17 protein-coding genes and 3 tRNA genes are annotated in these 24,702 nt (G+C 36.4%); 9 read left to right on the top strand and 11 right to left on the bottom strand.

The window, feature by feature from the left end; genetic code table 11:
- The first annotated feature begins 155 nt into the window (after positions 1 to 155).
- The 4 genes from BUB25_RS07435 (at position 156) to BUB25_RS07420 (ending at position 4,423) form a co-directional block, all read left to right on the top strand.
- Entirely contained in the window at positions 156 to 1,397 is a 1,242-nt protein-coding gene (locus BUB25_RS07435) for a 3-deoxy-D-manno-octulosonic acid transferase (protein WP_072942477.1), read from the top strand.
- Positions 1,384 to 1,830, top strand: coding sequence for a GNAT family N-acetyltransferase (locus tag BUB25_RS07430; protein ID WP_072942474.1), 447 nt, complete (start codon positions 1,384 to 1,386; stop codon positions 1,828 to 1,830). The genes BUB25_RS07435 and BUB25_RS07430 overlap by 14 nt, the downstream gene beginning before the upstream one ends.
- A gap of 23 nt (positions 1,831 to 1,853) precedes the next feature.
- Positions 1,854 to 4,028 (top strand): S46 family peptidase, encoded by a 2,175-nt coding sequence (locus tag BUB25_RS07425; RefSeq protein WP_072942471.1) that lies wholly within the window; start codon positions 1,854 to 1,856, stop codon positions 4,026 to 4,028.
- 194 nt (positions 4,029 to 4,222) lie between these two features.
- On the top strand, positions 4,223 to 4,423 hold the full coding sequence (locus BUB25_RS07420; RefSeq protein ID WP_072942470.1) for a hypothetical protein: 201 nt from the start codon (positions 4,223 to 4,225) through the stop codon (positions 4,421 to 4,423).
- 141 nt (positions 4,424 to 4,564) lie between these two features.
- Here BUB25_RS07420 and BUB25_RS07415 read toward each other — a convergent pair whose 3' ends face one another.
- The 4 genes from BUB25_RS07415 to mutS all read right to left on the bottom strand — a co-directional run bounded on the left by BUB25_RS07415 (position 4,565) and on the right by mutS (position 7,951).
- Complete coding sequence (locus tag BUB25_RS07415) at positions 4,565 to 4,912, bottom strand: DUF1508 domain-containing protein (RefSeq protein ID WP_072942469.1); 348 nt, start codon at positions 4,910 to 4,912, stop codon at positions 4,565 to 4,567.
- 110 nt (positions 4,913 to 5,022) lie between these two features.
- Positions 5,023 to 5,108 (bottom strand) — tRNA-Leu (locus BUB25_RS07410).
- Between the two features lie 11 nt (positions 5,109 to 5,119).
- Positions 5,120 to 5,195 (bottom strand) — tRNA-Gly (locus tag BUB25_RS07405).
- 149 nt (positions 5,196 to 5,344) lie between these two features.
- Positions 5,345 to 7,951 (bottom strand): DNA mismatch repair protein MutS, encoded by a 2,607-nt coding sequence (gene mutS / locus BUB25_RS07400; protein ID WP_072942467.1) that lies wholly within the window; start codon positions 7,949 to 7,951, stop codon positions 5,345 to 5,347.
- Positions 7,952 to 8,113: 162 nt separating this feature from the next.
- On the opposite strand from mutS, the gene BUB25_RS07395 reads away from it, so the two are divergent.
- Complete coding sequence (locus BUB25_RS07395; RefSeq protein ID WP_072942463.1) at positions 8,114 to 8,566, top strand: DUF1573 domain-containing protein; 453 nt, start codon at positions 8,114 to 8,116, stop codon at positions 8,564 to 8,566.
- A 75-nt stretch (positions 8,567 to 8,641) separates the two neighbouring features.
- Positions 8,642 to 9,178: an RNA methyltransferase gene (locus BUB25_RS07390; RefSeq protein WP_072942460.1), complete on the top strand. Its 537-nt coding sequence runs from the start codon at positions 8,642 to 8,644 to the stop codon at positions 9,176 to 9,178.
- Here BUB25_RS07390 and folK read toward each other — a convergent pair.
- Positions 9,171 to 10,304 (bottom strand): 2-amino-4-hydroxy-6-hydroxymethyldihydropteridine diphosphokinase, encoded by a 1,134-nt coding sequence (folK, locus tag BUB25_RS07385; RefSeq protein WP_072942457.1) that lies wholly within the window; start codon positions 10,302 to 10,304, stop codon positions 9,171 to 9,173. The two genes, BUB25_RS07390 and folK, sit on opposite strands and share 8 nt — an antisense overlap.
- Positions 10,305 to 10,443: 139 nt before the next feature.
- Between folK and sppA the strand changes: the two genes are divergently transcribed.
- The gene (sppA, locus tag BUB25_RS07380; RefSeq protein ID WP_072942454.1) at positions 10,444 to 12,204 is read left to right on the top strand and encodes a signal peptide peptidase SppA; all 1,761 of its coding nucleotides are present in this window, start codon (positions 10,444 to 10,446) and stop codon (positions 12,202 to 12,204) included.
- A 159-nt stretch (positions 12,205 to 12,363) separates the two neighbouring features.
- Positions 12,364 to 14,988 (top strand): AsmA family protein, encoded by a 2,625-nt coding sequence (locus BUB25_RS07375; protein WP_072942451.1) that lies wholly within the window; start codon positions 12,364 to 12,366, stop codon positions 14,986 to 14,988.
- 87 nt (positions 14,989 to 15,075) lie between these two features.
- Here the strand turns inward: BUB25_RS07375 and BUB25_RS07370 are convergent, their stop codons facing one another.
- On the bottom strand, positions 15,076 to 15,870 hold the full coding sequence (locus BUB25_RS07370) for a DUF2797 domain-containing protein (RefSeq protein WP_072942440.1): 795 nt from the start codon (positions 15,868 to 15,870) through the stop codon (positions 15,076 to 15,078).
- A gap of 183 nt (positions 15,871 to 16,053) precedes the next feature.
- Here BUB25_RS07370 and BUB25_RS07365 point away from each other — a divergent pair, with 183 nt between their 5' ends.
- Positions 16,054 to 17,577 (top strand): GH3 auxin-responsive promoter family protein, encoded by a 1,524-nt coding sequence (locus tag BUB25_RS07365; RefSeq protein WP_072942437.1) that lies wholly within the window; start codon positions 16,054 to 16,056, stop codon positions 17,575 to 17,577.
- A gap of 202 nt (positions 17,578 to 17,779) precedes the next feature.
- Here BUB25_RS07365 and clpX read toward each other — a convergent pair whose 3' ends face one another.
- The 5 genes from clpX to BUB25_RS07340 all read right to left on the bottom strand — a co-directional run bounded on the left by clpX (position 17,780) and on the right by BUB25_RS07340 (position 24,660).
- On the bottom strand, positions 17,780 to 19,012 hold the full coding sequence (gene clpX / locus BUB25_RS07360) for an ATP-dependent Clp protease ATP-binding subunit ClpX (protein ID WP_072942434.1): 1,233 nt from the start codon (positions 19,010 to 19,012) through the stop codon (positions 17,780 to 17,782).
- Between the two features lie 71 nt (positions 19,013 to 19,083).
- Positions 19,084 to 19,758 (bottom strand): ATP-dependent Clp endopeptidase proteolytic subunit ClpP, encoded by a 675-nt coding sequence (gene clpP, locus BUB25_RS07355; RefSeq protein ID WP_072942420.1) that lies wholly within the window; start codon positions 19,756 to 19,758, stop codon positions 19,084 to 19,086.
- Between the two features lie 214 nt (positions 19,759 to 19,972).
- Positions 19,973 to 21,298: a trigger factor gene (locus tag BUB25_RS07350; RefSeq protein WP_072942417.1), complete on the bottom strand. Its 1,326-nt coding sequence runs from the start codon at positions 21,296 to 21,298 to the stop codon at positions 19,973 to 19,975.
- An 836-nt stretch (positions 21,299 to 22,134) separates the two neighbouring features.
- Positions 22,135 to 22,206: transfer RNA gene (locus BUB25_RS07345), tRNA-Glu, on the bottom strand.
- A gap of 177 nt (positions 22,207 to 22,383) precedes the next feature.
- A complete protein-coding gene (locus BUB25_RS07340) occupies positions 22,384 to 24,660 on the bottom strand; it encodes a multicopper oxidase family protein (RefSeq protein WP_072942414.1) in 2,277 nt (758 codons plus the stop codon).
- Between the last annotated feature and the right edge of the window lie 42 nt (positions 24,661 to 24,702).

Here is a 24,702-nt window from a genome sequence, read left to right as displayed (position 1 = left end):
TGACATAATATATTTCATGAGATTGTTCAATTCTAGATTGGAGCAGTCCTCATTAGACTTCATTAAAATTCTTGAACGCAAAAATATGAATTTAAGCCCTAAGATTTAAATCATAAACAAAAGAAACTGTATTTTAGCAAAATAAATTTATCCGTATGCTTTTTCTATACAATACGGCAATCCAAATTGCCCGTTTACTCCTAAAACCGCTCTCTTTTTTTAATCCAAAAATCAAACTTTTTGTAGCGGGCCGAAAAGTGGTTTTCACTATTCTAGAACAAAAAATAAAACCTTCCGATAAGACCATCTGGTTTCATGCCGCTTCACTAGGTGAATACGAACAAGGCTTGCCGGTAATCGAAAAAGTCAAAGAGCAATTCCCCAACCATAAAATCATCCTCACTTTCTTTTCCCCTTCGGGATATGAAGTCCGCAGCAACAATACTGTAGCCGATGTTACTGTTTATCTGCCTTTAGACACTAAAAGCAATGCCGAAAACTTCATCAAACTTGCGCATCCTGAAATGGTGTTTTTTATCAAGTATGAATTCTGGCTCAACTACTTAAACGAGTTAAAAAAACAGCACATCCCTACTTATCTGATATCCGGGATTTTCAGAGAAAATCAGATGTTTTTCAAATGGTACGGCGGCTTTTACAGAAAAGCATTAGATGCTTTCACTTATTTCTTTGTCCAAAATGAAAGCTCTAAAAAATTATTGCTCCAATTAGGCAAAACCAATGTAGCCGTTTCAGGAGATACGCGTTTTGACCGGGTTGCTACAATTCTGGAAAAGGACAATACATTGGATTTTATTTCTGAATTCAAAAACGACACACTCACAGTGGTAGTGGGTAGTTCCTGGCCCAAAGATGAAAGCCTATTGATCGATTACATCAATTCGACTAAACATCGTATAAAGTTTATTATTGCTCCGCACAACATTAAAAGCGAACAAATCCATCAATTGAAAAGCAAAATTTCAAAAAAGACGCTGTTGTATTCTGAAAAAGCGAGTAAAAAACTTGCCGATTTTGATGTGTTTATCATTGACACTGTAGGAATTTTAACCAAAATATACAGCTATGCCGACATTGCCTATGTGGGAGGTGGCTATGGAAATCCAGGCGTTCACAACATTCTCGAACCGGCAACATTTGGCGTACCAATAATCATAGGTCCTAATTATTCTCATTTTGCCGAAGCGACCGCTTTGGTTAATATGGGCGGCTGCACTTCAATAAAAAACTATCGCGAACTGAATGCCGCCTTTGAAGATTTAATTCTAAATGAAGACTTTCGAAGTGAAAAAGGACACATTTGCCACACTTTTGTATTAATGAACAAAGGAGCTACTGAGCTAATTTTAAAAAATATTTCGAATGATCCGATTTAAGCCTTTAGAACTTTCCGACATCGAAACCATCGTCGATTTGATGCAACAATTCTACGCTATAGACAATTACCCTATTGATAAAGAAACCTCAAAATCCTTATTTAAAGAATTCATTACCAATGAAAATCTAGGAAAGGCTTGGCTTATTCTATCCGAAAACGAGATTGTTGGCTATGTTATTTTAACCTTTGTTTTCAGCTTTGAATATCAAGGAAAAATTGCCTTTTTAGACGAATTGTATTTGACCGAAAAAGCGCGGGGCAAAGGAATTGGAAGCAAAACCATCGCCTTTATTTTGGACGAAAGCAAAAAAGCGGCTCTAAAATTAATCTACCTTGAAATAGAAAACCACAATCAAAACGCACAAAAATTGTATCTTGCCAACGGTTTTGAATTACATAATCGAAAATTAATGGCATACAAAACCAGATAAAATTGCAAACTAAATTTATAAACATGAGATTTTTAAAGTTATTCGTATTATTATTTGTCATTCAAACCCAAGCCCAGCAAGGCGGAATGTGGATTCCTTCCCTTTTGAAAGGAATGAATGAAACAGAAATGAAAAATTTAGGCATGAAAATGTCGATAAAAGAAATTTACGATGTTAATCAATCCAGTTTAAAAGATGCTGTCCCGCATTTTAATGGCGGCTGCACCTCGGAAGTTATTTCTCCAAAAGGATTAATATTAACTAACCACCACTGTGGTTTCTCTCAAATCCAATCGCATTCTACAGTCGAAAATGATTATCTTACAGATGGTTTTTGGGCGTACAAAATGGAGGATGAATTACCAAACGAGAATTTGTACGTCACTTTTATTGTAAAAATCGAAGATGTGACCTCCGCCGTACTAGAAGGAACTGCCTCATTGACTAATGAAGCAGAAAAGCAAAACAAAATTCAAGAGAATATTGCCATGCTTAGCCGCACTTTACCAAAAGAAAAGTGGCAGGAAAACAAGATTCGTACTTTTTATGAAGGAAACCAATACATGCTTTTCGTAACCGAAACCTTTACTGATGTTCGTTTGGTGGGTGCTCCGCCTTCCTCAATTGGGAAATTTGGATCAGATACGGACAACTGGGTTTGGCCGCGCCATACCGGGGATTTTTCTTTGTTTAGAATCTATGCCGATAAGAACAACCGTCCGGCGGCTTATTCGAAAGACAATGTTCCGTACACGCCTAAACACTTCCTGCCTATTTCACTTGACGGCGTAACTGAGGATGACTTTACGATAGTTTTTGGATATCCTGGAAAGACAAACGAATACCTGCCTTCTGTTGCCATAGAACAAATCGTCAATGAGCTGAATCCGGCCAAAATTGAAATTAGAGACCGAGCATTGAAAGTAGCTGACAGTTATATGAGAAAAGACAATGCTATCAAAATTCAATATGCCTCTAAATATGCCGGAATTGCCAATTACTGGAAAAAATGGATTGGTGAAACTCAAGGTTTAAAAAAATCAAATGCCATTGCCATTAAAAAAGAATCTGAAAAAATCTTTCAGACCAAAGTAGCCAAAGCAGGAAAAGAGAAAGAATATGGCAGCCTATTGGCCGACTTTAACAAAAACTATGCGGAAATAGCTCCTTATGCTCTAGCAAGAGATTATTTTCAAGAAGTAGTACAACGCAATACCGAGTTATTAAGTGTTGGTTACCGATTATACCTACTAGAACAAGTTTATAAATCCAATGGCGAACAATCCTTTAATGACCGTAAAAACAATTTGATTACAGCTCTTTCTGGTTTCTATAAAAACTTCAACCTGAATGTGGATCAAAATGTTTTTGAACAATTGATCGAGCTATACTCCAAAAAATCACCAAAACAGTTTTTACCTCAAAGTCTAACAAATATTGATGCCAAGAATCTGGCCACGGAAATCTATTCGAAATCCAGACTCCGTAGCTACGAGGATCTAAAAGAACTATTGACCGGAGATGCAAAAACAGTACTGGCCAATCTAAACAAAGACAAAGCTTTTCAACTTGTAAAAGAACTAGCCGATAAATATTCCACAGAAGTCGCCCCAAAATACGACGAAATCAATTTAACCATTACCGCTCTTCAGCGCACCTATATGAAGGCTCAACTCGAATTAAATAAAGACAGCAGAATTTTTCCGGACGCCAATAGCACTTTAAGAGTCACTTATGGCAAAGTAAAAGGTTACGAACCAAAAGACGCTACCATTTATACTCCTGTAACCTATTTAGAAGGAGTTATGGAGAAATACATTCCTGGAGACTATGAATTTGATGTACCTTCTAAATTAATTGATTTATATAACGCGAAAGACTATGGAATGTATGGAGAGAACGGAAAACTTCCAGTCAATTTTATTGGTACGAATCACACTACAGGAGGTAACTCAGGAAGCCCTGCCATAGACGCAAATGGAAACCTTATTGGCCTTAATTTTGACAGAGTTTGGGAAGGCACCATGAGCGACATCTATTACGACCCAAGCATTTGCAGAAACATTATGGTAGATGTCAGATACATCTTATTCATCATGGATAAATATGCCGGAGCAAAAAACTTGATCGAAGAATTAAAATTAGTCCACCCAAAAAAGGCTAAAACGCTAAAAACAAAAACAATAAAACAAAAATAACCTAAAAAACAGGCCGCCTTATTGATGCTTTTTATCTATAAATCAGCCTGTTTTCAAGGACTTCCAATGGAAGGCAAATTTGAGACCGCCAAAAAACATTATTTTTTCAAAAAAAAAATGAAAATATATTTTACATATCAAAAAATTTATATCTTTGCCTCGAATTAATAATTAACCTTTTATAATAAAGTAAGATGAAAAAAGTATTTTTAAGTTTAGCTGTTGTTGCTGTTTTAACTGTTGTATCTTGTAAAAAATCTGATGCTGCTGCTGAAGAAACTACTGCTGCTGATACTACTGCTGTAGTTGCTGACACTACTGCTGTTGTTGCTGACACTACTGCTGTTGACACTACTGCTGCTGCCGCTACTACTGAAGCTCCTGCTGCTGAGTAATTTTAAATTACATCAAAAAAATAAAGCCATCCACATTGTGTGATGGCTTTTTTTATGTCAAGAAAGCATAAAAAGCACACCCCAAAACATCTAGTTGTTTTGGGGTGTGCTTTTTTTCATTTATCAATCAAAGAAAACAGATCAATCTTCAAACACAAAATTATTATTCGAAAAATCTAAAATCTCAGCTTTCGAACCATATTTCACAATCTCGGCAATTCCTTTTTCTACCATCAGTTCCGTACTATACTTTCTACTAGTTGCCACCACTTCATTATCCACCACTACCCTAAAAAAAAACTTCCCCTTAGACGTTTTGAACTTCACATAAGAACAACTCTCCAAAACCGTCCTAATATACTCTGCCGCCGATTCACAATCCATCCGCAGCTCATAAGCATTACTTGTAAAAATAGTTTTACCCTTCCTGGACGTAAATTCAAATTTATAATCACCACTAAACCTTTTACTAATTACAAAAGACGCCATATTTATTTGATAGATTTTTTTTTAAAATTACAGAAGCCAAAGTAAGCTTTATATCCCGTATCGAGACTGTGCTAAACAAAAAAAACCTCTTCAAAAAGAAGAGGTTTTTGTACTCAGAGCGGGACTTGAACCCGCACGAACATTGCTGTTCACTGGATTTTAAGTCCAGCGTGTCTACCAATTTCACCATCCGAGCATTGTGTGGTGTGGAGCGAAAAACGGGGCTCGAACCCGCGACCTCGACCTTGGCAAGGTCGCGCTCTACCAACTGAGCTATTTTCGCATTTTCAATTCTTAAAAAGAACCGCAACACTTGTTCTGTATTGCGGATGCAAATTTAGGACATTTATTGAATTACACAAGCCTTTTTGACAAAAAAATTAAACGAAAAAGTTAAACTTCTGATAACCTAAACTTTAAAAACAAATAAATTTATTTCCTGCTTAGCATTCTCTTGATTTCATTCAATTTCATCAACGCTTCCACTGGCGTCACGCTATTGATATCCAAATTCAAAATCTCTTCCTTAATTTCTTCCAATAAAGGATCATCCAAATTAAAGAAACTCATCTGCATTTCATCCTTATCTGATTTAACACCACTCAACATTTCACCAGAATGATCTTTCTCCAGCTTCTTTAATATTTTCTGCGCTTTCAAAATCACTATCTGAGGCATTCCCGCCATCTTAGCCACATGAATACCAAAACTGTGTGCACTTCCTCCTTTTACTAATTTTCGAATAAAAAGAACCGTATCTTTCAATTCCTTTACCGAAACATTATAATTCTGGATTCGAGGCAAAGATTCATTCATTTCATTCAATTCATGATAATGAGTCGCAAACAAGGTCTTTGGTTTTGAAGGATGCTCATGCAAGAACTCCGCAATGGCCCAAGCAATCGAGATTCCGTCATAAGTACTGGTTCCTCTACCAATTTCATCCAGAAGCACTAAGCTTCTGTCGGAAATATTGTTCAAGATGGAAGCCGTTTCATTCATTTCAACCATAAAAGTCGACTCTCCCATCGAAATATTATCGCTCGCGCCCACTCGGGTAAAAATCTTATCCACAATCCCCATTCTAACACTGTCAGCCGGAACAAAACTTCCCATTTGGGCCAACAGCACAATCAGCGCCGTTTGACGTAAAATAGCCGACTTACCCGACATATTAGGACCTGTAATCATTATCAATTGCTGGGTTTCTCGATCCAAATAAACATCATTGGCAATGTAAGGCACACCCACCGGCAATTGCTTTTCGATAACAGGATGCCTACCGTTTTTAATATCCAACTCAAAGGTTTCATCCAACTCAGGACAAACATATTTATTCTCGACAGCCAACTGCGCAAAAGAACACAAACAATCCAACTGCGCGACTAAATTAGCATTCAACTGAACTGGTTTGATATAAGTTGAAATCCAAGCTACTAATTGCTCGAATAATTCCGATTCAATTTTATGGATTTTCTCTTCGGCACCAAGGATTTTTGCCTCATATTCTTTCAGCTCTTCAGTAATATAGCGCTCTGCATTAACCAGAGTTTGTTTTCTGATCCATTCGGCAGGAACCTTATCTTTATGGGTATTTCGCACTTCAATATAATAACCAAAAACATTATTGAAAGAAATCTTCAAAGAAGAAATCCCCGTTTTTTGTGACTCACGCAACTCTATTCCTTCAAGAAATTCTTTACCCGAAGTAGATATCGCTCTTAAATCATCCAGTTCAGCACTGACACCTTTAGCAATAGCATTCCCTTTGGCAACAGCCACAGGCGCATCTTGATTTAAAGTGATTTTGATTTTTTCACGCAACAAGTCACAACTATGAAGACTATCGCCTATCATTTTTACCGCTTCCTGCGGACTCTCCAAAGCCAGTTTTTTCATAGGAATAACCGCATCCAAAGACTCCTTCAAATAAACCACCTCACGTGGCGAAACCTTTCCTGCGGCAATTTTAGAAATCAAACGCTCTAAATCCGAGATTTGCTTGATTTGATACTGCATAGCCTGCAACACTTCCTGATTCTCTTTCAAATACGACACCACTTGATGACGACCTTGTATTTTGTTCGCATCCTTCAAAGGCAAGGCTAGCCATCGCTTTAACAAACGCCCGCCCATTGGCGAAAGTGTTCTGTCAATAACATCCAAAAGCGTAACCGCATTGGGATTGTAACTATGATATAATTCTAAATTTCGAATTGTAAATCGGTCCATCCACACATAAGCATCTTCGGCGATACGCTGAATAGCCGTTATATGCTGCACACGGTTGTGTTGTGTCTCAGATAAATAATACAAAATAGCTCCCGAAGCAATAATTCCTTCTTTCAGATCTTCGATCCCAAAACCTTTCAAGGAAATGGTCTGAAAATGCTTGGTTAAAATTTCAAAAGCATAATCTTCTTTATAAATCCAATCTTCCAAATAAAAACTATGGTAATCGTCCCCAAAATTTTGACGGAAATCATTTTTGTTATTTTTTTGAACCAAAACCTCCGAAGGGTTGAAATTCTGCAATAATTTATCAATATATTCCGCATTACCTTGAGCGGTTAGAAACTCCCCTGTTGAAACATCCAAAAAAGAGATTCCTATTGACTTATTTCCAAAATAGACAGAAGCTAAAAAATTATTCGTCTTCGAATGCAAAACTTCATCATTCATCGAAACTCCGGGAGTCACGAGTTCAGTCACACCGCGCTTCACAATTGTTTTGGTCATTTTTGGGTCTTCCAATTGATCGCAGATTGCCACACGAAGTCCTGCTTTAACCAGCTTTGGTAAATACGTATTTATCGAATGATGCGGAAAGCCCGCCAATGCAGTCTCAGTTTCAGAACCCGCCCCTCTTTTTGTCAAAGTAATTCCCAATATCCTAGAAGCCCTAACAGCATCCTCTCCAAATGTTTCATAAAAATCACCTACACGAAACAACAAACAAGCATCTGGATACTTCCTTTTAATTTCGTTATATTGCTTCATTAACGGTGTTTCCTTGACTATTTTATCTTTAGCTGCCAAATTATTGATGTTTATATTGATGTTATAAATAACAGCGAATTTAATATATTTAATAGCGAATAAGGAAGGACTTAAAGCAAAAAATAAAAAAATTTAAGGATTTTTTAAGCTTTATTTTCAATATTTTCAATAGATTTGTTATGAATATTAAAACGCCACAAAATGAAAAAAATAATTTTACTAGCTATGCTTACAGTTTTGGGAGTTACGACTTCTAATGCTCAAGAAACTACAAAAAAAATAAAAGCAAAAGCAACAACTAAAGTAAACGCTGCTAAAGTAAACGGAGCAGGGATGGTTTTTGTTACTGAAACTATTGATTACGGTACAATTCCATACAACTCAGACGGAAAACGTGAGTTTGTATTTACAAACAACGGAAACAAGCCATTAATCATTACAAACGCTCAAGGATCTTGCGGATGCACGGTTCCAACTTACCCAAAAGAACCAATTGCTCCAGGAGCTAAAGGAGTTATTGGAGTAAAATATGACACTACAAGAGGAGGTCAAGCATTTACAAAAACAGTAACACTGACAACTAATGCAGCTGTTCCAAACAAAACGCTTACCATCAAAGGAAACGTATTAGCAGCGGATGCACCAAAAAGCTAAATTTTAAAATAATACCATTAAAAAGCTTCCCCTTATCCCGGAAGCTTTTTTTATTACAACACACCACCAAAGAGAATGAGAAAACTAGAAAACAGTGAGCTGGAGCGAAAATCAATTGAAGATTTTAAAAAATCCGAAAAAACACCAATTATCTTAGTATTAGACGATGTGCGCAGCTTACACAATATTGGTTCTGTATTTAGAACCGCAGATGCTTTTTTGATAGAAAAAATATATTTGTGTGGTATTACTGCAACACCTCCAAACAAAGAAATTCACAAAACAGCACTTGGAGCAACCGAAACCGTAGCCTGGGAACACAATGAAAGCGTACTGGAAGTTATCCATAATCTAAAAAAAGAAAAAATAACGACCCTAGCCATTGAACAAGTGCAGAGCGCTGTTTTTCTTCAGGATTTCAAAGTCGAAAAAGACATGAAATACGCCTTAGTCTTTGGAAATGAAGTGCATGGCGTTTCTCAAGAAGCGGTGGCCTTATGTGATGGTTGCATTGAAATTCCGCAGTTAGGAACCAAACATTCGCTAAACATCTCCGTAAGCGCGGGAATTGTAGTTTGGGATTTATTCCAAAAGTTACATTGGCCTAAGTAATTTTCTTTTTAATTTCATCCAAAATATAAAGATAATCCTCTTGGTTTTTCACAAAATCACGATGGGAAACATCAATAATCAAAACATTCAAATCCTTTTGTGATTTTATATAATCCAGATAACCATTATTGATTTTATCGAGATATTCAGCGGGAATTTGCTGTTCATAGCTTCTTCCCCTTTTTTTTATGTTTTGCAATAATCGTTCAGAATTCTGATACAAATAAACGTACAAATCAGGTTTTGGCATTTCCCTGTAAATAATATCGAATAGGTTGCGATACAAACGGTATTCATCGTCTGCCAATGTAATTTTGGCAAAAATCAAGGATTTAAAAATATGATAATCGGCAACCAAAAAATCCTTAAACAAATCAAATTGCGCCAAATCATCCGACAATTGCTGGTATCTGTCGGCCAAAAAAGACATTTCAAGCGGAAAAGCATATCGATTTTGGTCTTTATAAAATTTTGGCAAAAAAGGATTATCGGCAAAACGTTCCAAAACCGTTTTCGCATTGAAATCATCGGCGATTTTAGAAACCAAAGTGGTCTTTCCTGCTCCAATGTTTCCTTCAAAAGCAACATAATTGAACTGCTCCAGAGCAATACTATCCAAAGGACTTTCTAAATTCTGAACCACTTTGCAAACACTCAAATCAGGAGAACTCTCCAGCAGTTCCGAAATTGTTTTATCAAAAACAGGATGCTTCCAATCTAAATTTAAATCCTGAACCGGCAGCAATACAAAATTTCTGTTTTGCATTAAAGGATGTGGAATTTGCAGTTTTTCAGAATCTATAATCTCCTCGTCAAAAGCAATTAAGTCAATGTCAATAATTCGAGACTGATATCCCTTCTCAATTCCTCGAATGCGACCCAGTTTTTTTTCAATCTTTAAAGCCTGAGACAAGATTTTATGAGCGGTATTAAAAGTATGCAAAACTAAAGCACAATTGTAAAAATCATCACTTTCAAAACCCCAGGAAGGGGTTTCATAAACTTGGGAAATTTTGATAACCGTACCCATTTCCTGATGAATTAACTCAATGCAATGTTTTATATTTTCAAGTCGATCGCCTTGATTACTTCCTATAGATAAAATGACCTGATGCTGTGCTTTCATAATTAAGCACAAATTAACTAAAAGAATTTTAGAAATAGCGATATATTTGCGCAAAGTGTTGGAACTAAATTTTTATTTATACCATCTCATAGTGTAACATTTCAGCACTTTTCACTACTTATTATATAAAAATATTATTATGAAGTTTTTAGGAAATGTTTTGGCAACCATCATAGGGCTATTCGTCTTTTGCATGTTATTCTTTTTTGGAATTCTGATTATCGCAACCGTTTTTGGCGGTGAGGCCGAAACAGTAGAAATCAAAAATAATTCGGTTATCGAATTGAACTTAGAACACATCAAACATGATTATGCCGGAAAATACGAAGATCCATGGATCACCATTTTTTCAGACAAAAAAAATATCGGATTATCAGATGTCCTCTCGGCTATCGAAGAGGCTAAAAAAGACGACAACATCAAAGGGATTTCTATCCTAAACAACTACTCCTCTTTAGGTATGGCACAAAGTAAAACGTTAAGAAATGCTTTGGAAAGTTTCAAAAAATCAGGAAAATTTGTAATGGCTTATGCCAATTCCTATTCACAAAAAGAATATTACTTAAACTCTGTTGCCAATACGATCTATATAAATCCTGTAGGAGATATGGATTTCAAAGGTCTATCTTCTGAAATTATGTTTTTCAAAGATTTACAAGATAAATCCGGCGTAAAAATGGAAGTGATACGCCACGGAAAATACAAAAGTGCTGTAGAACCTTTCCTGGAAAACAAAATGAGTGATGCCAACAGGGAGCAAGTTACTGCTTTATTAAATTCGATTTGGAGTTCTGTTGCCGCCGACATCTCGAAAAGCAGAAACATATCTGTAGCACAACTAAATCAAATCGCTAATGGACTTCTCGCCAGAACACCAACGATGGCAAAAGAACAAAAATTAGTAGACGTTGTAGCCTATGAAGATGTTTACCACAATGCCATCAAAAAAGCCTTGAAAGTTAACAAAGACGAAGACTACAACAAAGTCAGCATTTCCGAATACACCAAAAAAATAATGACTACTGCAGCGCTGAATGACAGCAAAGATCAAATAGCCATCATTTATGCCCAAGGCGAAATTCAAAGCGGTGAAGGCGATGTTACCACTATAGGAGAAGGATCGATGCGACGTTCGTTGCAAGATGCAAGAAAAAATAAAAACGTAAAAGCCATTGTACTTCGTATTGATAGCCCTGGTGGAAGTGCCTTGACCTCAGATTTAATTTGGAGAGAAGTCGAATTAACAAAAAAAGTAAAACCTGTCGTGGTTTCCATGGGTAATTATGCGGCTTCGGGCGGCTATTATATCGCTTGTAACGCCAATACTATTTTTGCCGAAAACAACACCATCACAGGCTCAATAGGGGTTTTTGGAATATTACCTAATTTCAGCCAACTGGCCACTAAAATAGGAATAAACACAGAGCAGGTAAAAACCCATGAAAATGCGGCAAGATATAGCCCATTTGTGCCTATTGACGAAAAATTCAAAGCAGTCACACTGGAAGGAGTAGAACACATCTACAAAACTTTTGTGACCCATGTTGCCGAAGGCAGAAAAATGAGCTTTGCTCAAGTGGATGCCATTGCACAAGGAAGAGTTTGGACGGGTTCTGAAGCGATCAAAATTGGATTGGTAGATAAAATCGGCGGATTAAAAGATGCTATTAACGAAGCAGCAAGATTAGCTAAAACAAAAGATTTTTCTACTCAAAACTATCCGGAATACAAGAAAGACATCAATGATCTTTTTGCTGAATTCCCTTTTGGACAATCTAAAGAAGCCTTAATAAAAGAAGAAATTGGCGAAGAGAACTACAGAGTCTTGGAACAAATAAAAAAATTACAAACTAAAAAAGGAGTTCAGGCCATGATGCCATTTGAAATCAACATCCGATAAAAAAGTTTAAAACCAAAAAAGAATCCGTTTGATTAAATTTCAAACGGATTCTTTTTTATGACAACTTTAAAGATTCCTTAATTCATAAAATATTATTTTTGTAAATAAATTAAGGCAACATTTTTGCAATACTAATTGAAAATAAAAACATTAAAAGATATGCTGAAGAAAATTTTAAAAATCACCGGAATTACAATCATCCTATTTGTTACGGCACTATTCGCTATTCCGTATTTCTTTAAGGATCAAATAAAAGCTAAAATTGCAGATGCTATCAATCAAAAAGTAGATGCAAAAGTCACTTTTGCAGAAGCTGATTTGAGTTTGTTCAAGAGTTTTCCTAACGCCACAGTTACCTTAGATCAATTGCTGATCATCAACAAAGCGCCATTTGAGGGCGATACCTTAGTTTCGCTTGGAGAATTAAATTTAAAAATGTCTATCAAAGAACTTTTTAAAGGAGAAAACGAAGCGATGAATATCGAAGGAATTTCGTCAAAAAACGGTTTAATAAATATCATTTTCAACAAGGATGGAATTGGCAATTATGACATTGCTCTCAAAGATGACACGAATAAGGACGATACCAAAAGCAAACCTTTATCCTTAAAAATACAGGATTATAAAATAGAAAATTTCCAGTTTCGCTATTTTGACGAAAGTTCCAAAATAAAAATGCGCATCGATAGTCTGAACCATGAAGGAACCGGAGACTTTGCGGCATCAAAATTGGACTTGGTCACTAAGTCGACTGCAAAAGTATCTCTCGACATGGACAAAGTCAATTATATGAAAAATGTTGCGCTGACACTCGATGCCGTTTTAGGAATTGATTTAGAAAAGAGCAAATATACTTTCAAAGAAAACAAAGCATTAATCAACCAATTACCTCTGGAATTTGATGGGTTTATTCAACTTGTTGACGCCGGTCAGGAATATGATTTGAAATTTAAAACACCCACTTCCTCTTTCAAAAACTTCTTAGGAATCATTCCCGCAGCCTATGCTTCGAGTTTAGATAATGTAAAAACTACCGGAGATTTTACCGTTGTCGGTTTTGCCAAGGGACTTTATTCAGATACGACTGTTCCAAAATTCAATATCGATATCGCATCAAACAATGCTTCGTTTCAATATCCTGATTTACCAAAATCAGTTCAAAATATTGTTATTGACACTAAAATTATAAATGAAACGGGAATCCTGAACGATACTTATGTCAATCTGGACAAACTTTCTTTTAGAATAGATCAAGATGTTTTTAATGCAAAAGCAAACATTAGAAATATAACTCAAAACGCCTTAGTCGATGCGGCTTTAAAAGGAACCATCAACTTGGGGAATTTATCCAAAGCTTATCCCGTAAAACTGGACAAACCCTTGAGCGGAATTTTGAAAGCGGATGTAACCACCAAATTCGACATGCAATCTGTCGAAAAGAGTCAGTACCAAAACATCAACAATGCGGGAACGATGAGTTTGACCGGATTTAAATATGTTGATGAAAATGGCAAAACCATGAACATCAGCAAAGCCTTGGTACAATTCAATCCAAATCAGGTCAATCTAAAACAATTTGATGCGGCAACAGGAAAAAGTGACCTGAGTGTTAGCGGCGTTTTAGAAAACTTCTATGGCTTTATCTTTAAAAATCAAGAACTAAAAGGAAACTTTAACCTGAATTCTAACCAAATTGCGGTTAGCGATTTTATGACCACAGAAGAAGCTGGCAAAGCGGAGACCAAACAAACAGAAGCCATGAAAATTCCCGCTTTCTTGAATTGCTCTCTTACTGCAAAAGCGAATACGGTTTTATACGATAACTTAACGCTGAAAAACGTTTCCGGAAAACTGATTGTCAAAGACGAAAAACTGACGATGGAAAATGTAAAAACATCTATTTTTGGCGGAACCATTGGCTTAAACGGAGCAGTTTCCACAAAAGGAAAAACCCCAACTTTTGACATGGATTTAGGTCTAAACCAAGTAGATATCGCGCAGTCATTTACCCAACTGGATATGTTGAAGAAAATTGCTCCCATAGCAGGAATTATCAACGGAAAATTAAATTCGACCATAAAACTGAACGGAAATCTAACCGATTCCATGAGTCCTGATTTAAAAACATTAACGGGAGATTTATTAGGACAATTACTTTCAACAACCGTCAACTCCAGTAATTCTACCTTACTGACTGCTCTAGGTTCAAATTTGAAATTTATTGATTTGAAAAAAATCAATTTGAACGATTTAAAAGCGGCGATTACTTTCAAAAACGGTATGGTTAACGTAAAACCTTTTGATATCAAATATCAGGACATAAAAGCAACCATTGGCGGTACACATGGCTTTGACCAAAGCATGAATTATACTTTAAAATTTAATGTTCCTGCTAAATATTTAGGTACTGAAGCCAATGCATTAATTGCTAAACTGTCTCCGGCTGATGCCGCGAAACTGGAAAACATTCCAATCAATGCCATGCTAACAGGGAATTTTTCAAACCCTAAAATAACTACTGATTTAAAAACTGCTGTTAGCAATCTTACCAATCAATTAGTACAACAACAAAAAGAAAAATTGGTAGGCAAAGGCACATCGGCATTGACCGATTTAATCAACAAAAACAAAAAACCCGGCGATACAACTAAAACCGTTATCCCGGCAACTAAAGAAGAAGTAAAGACAAAAGCGAAAGAGGAAGTTAAAGCGAAAGCCTCGGAACTCTTGAACGGACTTTTTAATAAAAAGAAAAAAGTAGCCGACACTACAAAAGTAAAATAAAAAGCAATTTAGCATTTTTCCTAAAAAAAGAGGAATCCTGACAGATCAGGATTCCTCTTTTTTTATAATCATGGTACTGTTTTCAGTTTATACCGAGATTTTCACCACATAACCCTCAGAGCCTCTAATATTAAAAACCGTTCCGTCTTCAAATAAAAGATACTGCCCTTTTATACCGCTTAATTTTCCTTGAAAATGAGGCGTTTTATCCAGACTCAAACTTTTTACTTTAGCAGGATATTCCAAAACAGGATAATGAATCTCGTACAAATCATTTTTATTCAAAAAGAAGTATTCCTGAACTTCGGCAGGAATGAGATTTTCCAGTTTCAATCGTTCTTGGATTAAGTCAATATGTTCAACAGCATTGGTCAACATTTTTCGCCAGTTGGTTTTATCGGCATAATGATCTTTTAGCGCCACCTCAGTGATTCCAGCCAAATAACGATTGGGCACTTCAACAATAGAAATAGCCTGAATTGCTCCCTGATCGATCCATCGGGTAGGCATTTGGGTTTTTCTGGTCACCCCTACTTTTACTTCGCTTGACAAAGCCAAATAAACGATATGAGGCTGCAATTGCACTTTCTGTTCATAAACCAAATCCCTGTCAGCTATACCTAAATGAGCTGTACTCAACTCCGGTTTCATAATCCAATCCCCAACAGCAGCACTGGAATAAAAACAATCATAACAGAATCCCTGACGAAATATTTTCTTCTTCTTCCCACAATTCAAACATTGGTAGCCAACAAAACTGATTTCAAGATTTTTATCCAATAATTGATTCACGCTTAAAAAACTATCTTCGAAAACCAAATAATATTGAATGGGATCTCCAAATTCAGTTTGCATCTTAGTAAGTACTCCCTCGTATTGCATTAAGTTTAAAGTTTAAAAGTTTAAAGTTTGACAAATTTTGTTATTTTTGGTAAAGTTAATATTCATATAGCAACATTAGTAGTTCCTTCACTGAATTAATTTTCATTGAAGTTCAATTTTTGCTTTGTAGATGTGTGGAATCCTATTACGCTTATTTAATAACCCATAATTTATAATCAGAAAATGCCATTAACAATAATCAATTCTTTTGCATCTTGGGTTTTAAAGCAACGAATCCACCAGATTGAACTTTTCATAAAATACCCCAATGAAGTTCAGGAAGAGTTATTGTTAAATCTAATACGAGCCTCCGAAAAAACAGTCTTAGGCACTGAATATGATTATGCTTCCATAAAATCATACCAAACATTTGCTGACCGAGTTCCTATTTCTACTTATGAGGAATTACAACCCTTGATAGAGCGCACCAGACAAGGCGAACAGCATGTTTTTTGGGAAACACCGATAAAGTGGTTTGCCAAATCAAGCGGAACCACTAATGCCAAAAGTAAATTTATTCCGGTAAGTAACGAAGCGCTGGAAGATTGCCATTACAAAGGAAGCAAAGATTTACTTTGTATGTATTTGAACAACAATGAAGACTCTGAACTCTTTCTTGGAAAAAGTCTTCGACTTGGCGGCAGCTCTCAAATATACGAGAACAAGAACACTTTTTTTGGTGATTTATCGGCGATCTTGATTGAAAATATGCCTATTTGGGCCGAATTCAGCAGCACACCAAGTAATAAAATTTCATTGATGAGCGAATGGGAAGCTAAAATCGCAGCCATCATAAACGAAACCAAAAATGAAAACGTCACCAGTTTCGCCGGTGTTCCATCGTGGATGTTGGTTTTGATGAATAAAATGCTCGAAGAAACAGGAAAAGGAAACTTACTGGAAGTTTGGCCCAATTTAGAAGTGTATTTTCACGGCGGCGTCAGTTTTGAACCCTATCGGGACCAATACAAAAAAATATTACCGAAAAAAGATTTTAAATACTACGAAATATACAATGCCTCCGAAGGTTTCTTTGCCATTCAGGACTTGAACAATTCCAGTGATTTACTGTTAATGCTGGATTACGGAATTTTCTACGAATTTATTCCAATGGATACTTTTGGAACTGCAAACCAGAAAACAATCCGCTTGTCGGAAGTGGAGCTTTTCAAAAATTATGCTTTGGTCATTACTACCAATTCCGGTTTGTGGCGCTATTTGATTGGTGATACCGTTCGTTTCACCTCATTGAATCCGTACCGAATCAGAGTAACCGGCAGGACTAAACACCACATCAATGTTTTTGGTGAAGAATTGATGGTCGAAAATACCGATCAGGCCATAGCCAAAGCCTGTCAGTTGACCCAATCAGAAGTTATTGATTATACCGTCGCACCTGTTTTTATGATTGACAAAGAGAAAGGAGCACATGAATGGATGGTTGAATTCAAGAAAAAACCAGCAGACGTAGCCCTTTTTCAAAGAATTCTGGACGAGACTTTACAGTCTTTAAACTCAGATTACGAAGCCAAAAGACACAACAATATGACGCTAAACCCGCTAATCTTGAATGTGGCTCGTGAAAACTTGTTCTATGACTGGCTAAAAGACCGCGACAAACTGGGCGGGCAACACAAAATTCCAAGATTGTCCAACCAAAGAGATTATTTGGAGCAGTTGAAAGACAGGCAATTTATAGCAATGTAACCTATGAAAACAATTCTACTAATAGCCGGGTTTTTCATTTTAACTTGCTGTGGTCCGCATAGAATGCGTTGTGGCGCAAGAGGAATTTGCCAAACTCAGCCCGAATTGATTCAGCCGGAAACCCAAGCAAAAACCAGCATTAAAGCATAAAAAAATCCCGTATTGAATTCACAATACGGGATTTTGCTATTTACAAGTCGGATCAAGAAGCAATTTCCAATCGTTTCAACAAATTCCTATTCAAAGTTTCATTTGCATATTCTTTACTGATTTCTAATATTTTATCATCTGAACTTGGCAATTCATACATCGCATCCGTTAAGATCGCTTCGCATAAAGAACGCAATCCACGAGCTCCTAATTTGTATTCTAATGCTTTATCCACAATAAAATCCAAAGCCTCATCAGTAATCGTGAATTCTACCTCATCCATCAAAAATAATTTTTGATACTGCTTGATTAAAGCGTTTTTAGGCTGTGTCAAAATAGCTCTCAAGGTTTCTCTGTCTAAAGGATCCATGTGAGTCAATACCGGCAAACGCCCAATGATTTCAGGAATCAATCCAAAATCCTTGATATCTTTTGGGATGATGTATTGCAACAAATTGTCTTTGTCAATGTTATCCACATTTTTTGAAGTAGAATAACCCACTGCCTGACGGTTCAAACGTTTCGAAATGATTCTCTCAACACCATCAAAAGCACCACCGGCTATAAACAAAATGTTTTGGGTGTTTACCTCAACAAATTTTTGGTCCGGGTGCTTACGTCCTCCCTTAGGCGGCACATTTACAACCGTTCCCTCCAATAATTTCAACAAGGCTTGTTGTACTCCTTCTCCCGAAACATCACGTGTAATCGATGGATTATCGCTCTTACGGGCAATCTTATCTATTTCGTCAATGAAAACAATTCCACGTTCTGCTTTAGCCACATCATAATCAGCAGCTTGCAAAAGACGAGTCAAAATACTCTCTACATCTTCCCCTACATAACCTGCTTCGGTCAATACCGTGGCATCAACGATAGCCAAAGGAACGTCTAACATTTTAGCGATGGTTTTGGCCACCAATGTTTTTCCTGTTCCGGTTTGTCCCACCATGATGATGTTACTTTTTTCAATCTCTACCTCATCGTCTAATTGCTGTTGCATCAAGCGTTTGTAGTGATTGTAAACCGCAACCGACATTACTTTCTTCGTTTGGTCCTGACCAATCACATATTGATCTAAAAACGCTCTGATTTCTTTTGGCTTTTTCAAAATCAAATCACCAACCAGTTTTGAACTTCCGCTTGATTTTATTTCTTCAAGAACAATTCCATGTGCTTGCTCAATACATTTATCACAAATATGCGCATCAATTCCCGCAATGAGCAATTGGGTTTCTGGCTTTTTCCTTCCACAAAATGAGCATTCTAATTTTTCTTTCGCCATCTTTTATAGTTTTCAGTCTCGGCTAACAGCCACAGTACTGAATACTGCGACTGCAAACTGCCAACTGATTTTTATCCTCTTATTAAAACTTCATCAATCATTCCGTATGCTTTTGCTTCTTCAGCAATCATCCAATAATCGCGTTCGCTATCATTGTGTACTTTTTCGAAAGTTTGTCCTGAATGGTGAGAAATGATTTTATACAATTCGTCTTTCAGTTTCAACATTTCTCTCAAGTTGATTTCCATATCCGTAGCAACCCCTTGTGCGCCGCCTGATGGCTGGTGAATCATTACTCTTGAATGTGGCAAAGCCGAACGTTTTCCTGCCGCACCTGCACATAACAACACTGCTCCCATAGAAGCGGCCATTCCTGTACAGATTGTAGCCACATCAGGCTTGATGTATTGCATCGTGTCATAAATTCCTAAACCGGCGTAAACGCTTCCTCCTGGAGAATTCAAATAAATTTGAATGTCTTTTGAAGCATCGGCACTTTCAAGGAACAACAATTGCGCTTGAACGATATTTGCAATTTGATCGTCAATTCCTGTTCCAAGGAATATAATTCTGTCCATCATTAATCTCGAGAAAACGTCTAATTGCGAAATATTCAACTGACGTTCTTCGATAATATAGGGAGTCATATTTGTAGGAGTCATAGCACTTACGATTTTATCGTAATACATCGCATTTACTCCTTGGTGCTTTGTAGCAAATTTTTTAAATTCTTTACCGTAGTTCATTTTTATATGTTTAAAAGTTTGAAAGTCTAATGTCTGAAAGTTGCTCAAACATAATGCGAAGCATCAAACAAAAGAGCGTCAGAAAAAAATTTCTGACGCTCAAATATAACTATTTTTTATTGTTTACCATCTGTTATGAAATCATAAAATTTTAATAATCTCTTGCACTCTTATGGCTTTTGACTTTCGACTTTATGACATTACAGACAAAAATTTATTCTCCGTAAGACGCAGCAATAAATTCTTCGTAAGTAACTTCTTTAGTTGTTGGGTTTGCTTTTTCTTTGAACAATTCCAATAACTTCTCAGCTACCACTTGGTCAGAAAGTCTTTTTACTTCGTCTTGGTTAGACAAAACTCTCGCTACAATTCCTTGAACTTCTTCGTCTGTAGGATTTGTTTGTCCGAATTGTGCCATTTGCTGACGAATGTTTTTCGCTGTAAATGTTTTCAAATCTTCAAAAGTGATTTTGATGTCTGATTGAGCCATTGCTCTACCTTCGATCAATTGAAAACGCAATCCTTTTTCAGAACGTGCATATTCTACTTCAGCTTCTTCTGGAGTCATTTTTTTCTCTCCTACAGTTTGCAACCATTTTTTAAGAAATTCAGCCGGTAAATCAAATTTGGTGTTTTCGATTAAAAACTCAGTAACATCTGCTAATAATTTTTGGTCTGCTTGTTGTGCAAATTGAGCTTCAGCATCTTCTTTGATTTTTGCTTTCAATTCTTCTAGTGAAGCCACATTTCCAGCTCCAAAAAGCTTGTCAAATAATTCTTGATTCAATTCAGCCAATTCAGTTGTATTGATCGCTTCGATTGTAAAATCTACATCAACATCTAAACCGTGAACATCATCATGATTTACTTTCATGAAGTCCATCAATTGATGATCGTCTTCAAATAAACCTTTTGTATTTACAGTAACCACATCACCTACTTTTTTACCGATGAATTTATCAGCAGTAGCTTTGTCTTTGAAAATATCCAAAGAAATAGTAGTTGCATTATTGATTCCTTTTTCTTCATTTGTAAAAGTCCCAGTCAAATCTGAACCAGCAACAACCACTTCTTGAGGGATGGCAGTACCAAATTGTTTTTGAATACGCTCTACCTGACCGTCAATTAATTTATCGTCAGCAGTAACCACATATTTCACGATGTCATTTTTAGCCTCTAAGTCTAATTCGAAATTTGGAACCAAACCAATTTCATATTCGAATACCAATTCCTCAGCATCCCAATCAAAATTTTCGTTCACTTTAGGAAGTGGAGTTCCAAGAAGGTTTAATCTTTCTGACTGAACGAAACGCTCCAAAGCCAAATCAACTACTTTTTTTACCTCTTCTTCTTTTATTTTTTTACCATATTGTTTTTCAACAAGATCTTTAGGTACCTGCCCTTTTCTAAAACCTTTTACGGTTGCCAATGGCATTTTTTCGTTTATTCTTTTGGCTACTTGACCTTTGTAATCCATGTGAACAACTGTCATTACAATCGTTTCATTTACAGCGTCTATTGCTACTCTTTTAATATCCATCTTCTTCTTTAATTTACATAATAAAATTGGGTTGCAAAATTATAAAATTTTTACAAGCCAACCAAGCATTTTACTCCCGAACCTTCGGGATTGAATTTTAGGCGGTTATTTACTAAAATCCAAAATCTAAAAAGGAAAATAATTTGGGTATGTCCCTCCTTAAACCCCCCGGCTAGCACGAACGTCACGCTCGTGAATACACAGGATGAAAAAAGCAACAAGAAAATTAAATATTTAATGTTTCTACTATATATTTTAAAATGATTTTGATTACAGGCACGAGCGAGATGCTCGCGCTAACTGAAGATCTGAATTAAAGCCATCGACTATCCATTTTTGTAGGACAAATTGAGCTTGCTAAGCCACAATAAGCTAATCTTTTAAAAACTCTTTAATAACAAGAAAAAACATATAAATTCAAGCTTTTAGACTAAAAAACAACATAAAATCACCCAACGGATAATGCATAGTTAAAGCATGGATAATGCATGGATAGTGTATGACTGAAGTATCAAAACTGGAAAGCAGCAATAAATCACTAAAAAAAAGCGACCTTTAGCACTAAAAAACACTTATCGAATTCCTACAAAAACCACTTAAGACGGATAAAGAATAATTAGAAAAAAGAAGCTTTCAAATCAAAATTCAAAGGAATGAGAAATATTGATTTTTTTCTTTTAAGCTAACTTCAATTTATGCATAATTTCTGAAATTCCATAGCTTTTCGTATTGATCCACTAAAACCTAATAAACATTCAAAAATACCACGCCCTTAAACTTAAAAAAAAAGCCTCGAAAATTAATTTCGAGGCTTTTTAAGATTGTGTTATAAACTGTAGCCCGTAGCGGAATCGAACCGCTCTTACATGGATGAAAACCATGCGTCCTAACCGATAGACGAACGGGCCTTGTTCTGTATTGCGGCAGCAAAAATAGTGCTTTTTTTGAGATGCGCAAACCCAAAATCCAAAACAGCCAATCAAAAACAGCTTTTTTTTCATGCGCCAATTACAACCAATTCATAATTAGCACTTAACAAAAAAAGGAGAAGGAAGTTTTTTCAAAAAAAAGAGACTACAATCCTCTTAATAATTCAAATTGACTCCAAAACCCACTCTCATATCACTGTCGTAATGCGTGCCTATTCCAATATTTTTACCCACAATATATTTCAATCCTGCCATATATTCCTTATCAGTATTGACCATGAACGCCATTCGCAGTCGTTTTGAAACTGGAATATCCTCCCGCATCAACTGAAAACGAACATTCCCGTCATGGTAAACCTCAGCCTGAGCAACCACCAAAAGAGGCAAAGTATAATTGACTCCTAAACTCAGTACCGCTCTTTTATCCTTGGTATTCGATTGACCAAACAGATTTTTCTCTACTTCATTCCTTCCCATTTTTCGATAACGCCAATCAAAACCAATAAAAGGCATCAACCATTGATTTTTATCGATGTAGCGACCAATATGTGTTTCAGTTTCATAACCGTGTTCGGCATGATACCCCAAACGCCATTCGGTTTCAAAACTCCATCTTGCGTTTTGCAGCATGGCTCGTCCGTCATTCCCATTGGTAGCAAAATCATTTTCGGCCATGAAATGCAAGCCATTACTTTCTCGTTGCAATTTTTTGTAAGCCCATTCTTTATTGGGTAAAAGTGGATTGGGAGCCGAGTTTTGATAACTGAACACCCTGTTCATTCCCGCCATCATATGGTATAAAATGTGACAATGAAAAAACCAATCTCCATCAGTATTGGCATTAAACTCAATAGTATCAGTTTCCATTGGCATAATGTCCAACACATTTTTCAATGGTGCATAATCTCCTTGACCGTTTAACACCCTAAAATCATGTCCGTGCAAATGCATCGGATGGCGCATCATGGAATTATTACGCAAGACAATCCGAACGTTTTCTCCTTTCTTGATTAAAATCTTATCCGTTTCCGATAACACTTTATTATCCATGCTCCACAAATAACGGCTCATATTTCCCGTTAATTCAAAATGCAATTCCCGCAAGGGAGCATCTTTGGGGAGGGTAGTCACCGTGGGTGATTTCAGCATCGAATAATTTAGAGTCGCAATATCTGAGGAATTGGAACTCATAGTATGTTTTGAATGATCTGTTTCATTACTCACATCCATTGTATTGGAAAGTTGATTTCGTTTTTCTCTTTCCCCTTTTTTCTTTTCTTTTTTTTCTATATCACCAGTAATCTCTGGATACATCACGGTATTCATATCCATTTTTTGCAAACTCATCTGCATACCCATATCGTTCATGGTTCCATCCATATTCATCATGTCATTCATCATTTTCATCCCTTCAAAATAATTCAATTTTGGCAAAGGCGAAACTAATTGTTTGATTCCATTTCCAATATACAATGAAGCCGATTTGGTTCTGTCTTCCGGCGTAGCCAAAAATTCATAGGCTGTATTAGCTGCCGGAATAGTCAGCACTACATCATAGGTTTCAGAAACTCCAATAATTAATCGATCTACTTCAACCGGTTCCACATCATTTCCATCATTGGCAACGACCGTAATTTTTCCGCCGGCATAAGTCAGCCAAAAATAAGAGGAAGCACCGGCATTTGAAATTCGCAAACGCAGCTTATCTCCCGCAGCCGACTTAAAATCTGGGGTTACTGATTCATTTTTTCCATTAATTAAAAATTTATCATAATAGACATCGCTGACATCCATCGCCAGCATGCGTTTCCATTCGTTAGTGAGTTTGGTTTTAAAATGTCCTTTTTTGATGGCTTCCGCATAACTTTGGGTTGTTCCTTTTTTGATAGCAAACCAATCTGAAGCATTGTGTAACATTCGATGCACATTGTCCGGATTGTAATCTGTCCATTCGCTTAAAACAACAGGAAGCGTTGGCAAGTCATCAATTCCTTTTCTAAAAGTAGGATCATTGTCTTTCTTTTTCAAAATTAAAGCGCCATACATCCCAATTTGTTCTTGCATTCCTGAATGACTATGGTACCAGTGTGTGCCGCTTTGCACGATAGGAAAGCTGTATTTGTGGGTAGTATGAGGAGCAATTGGCATTTGCGTAAGAAAAGGAACACCATCTTCCTTATTAGGCAAAAAGAGACCGTGCCAATGCAAAGAAGTCGATTCTTCCATTTCATTATGGACATAGATTTCGGCAATATCCCCTTCGGTAAAAGTCAATGTAGGCATCGGAATTTGTCCGTTTACAGCAATCGCTCTTCTTTCCTTTCCTGAAAATTTAACAAGAGTATCTTTTACATACAAATCATAGCGAACTACTTTTTGAGCGTTAGCAGCAATTGCCATTAGTACTAGTAGTAGACTGAATTTAAGTTTCATTTTTTTACTTTCCGTTTAATAGATTTACTTTCTTTTTCTGTA

The organism is Flavobacterium granuli (genome assembly GCF_900129705.1).
In the GTDB taxonomy this organism is placed as follows: domain Bacteria; phylum Bacteroidota; class Bacteroidia; order Flavobacteriales; family Flavobacteriaceae; genus Flavobacterium; species Flavobacterium granuli.
Note: the sequence above shows the minus strand (reverse complement) of the source record. Positions and strands in the feature narration are given on the sequence as shown.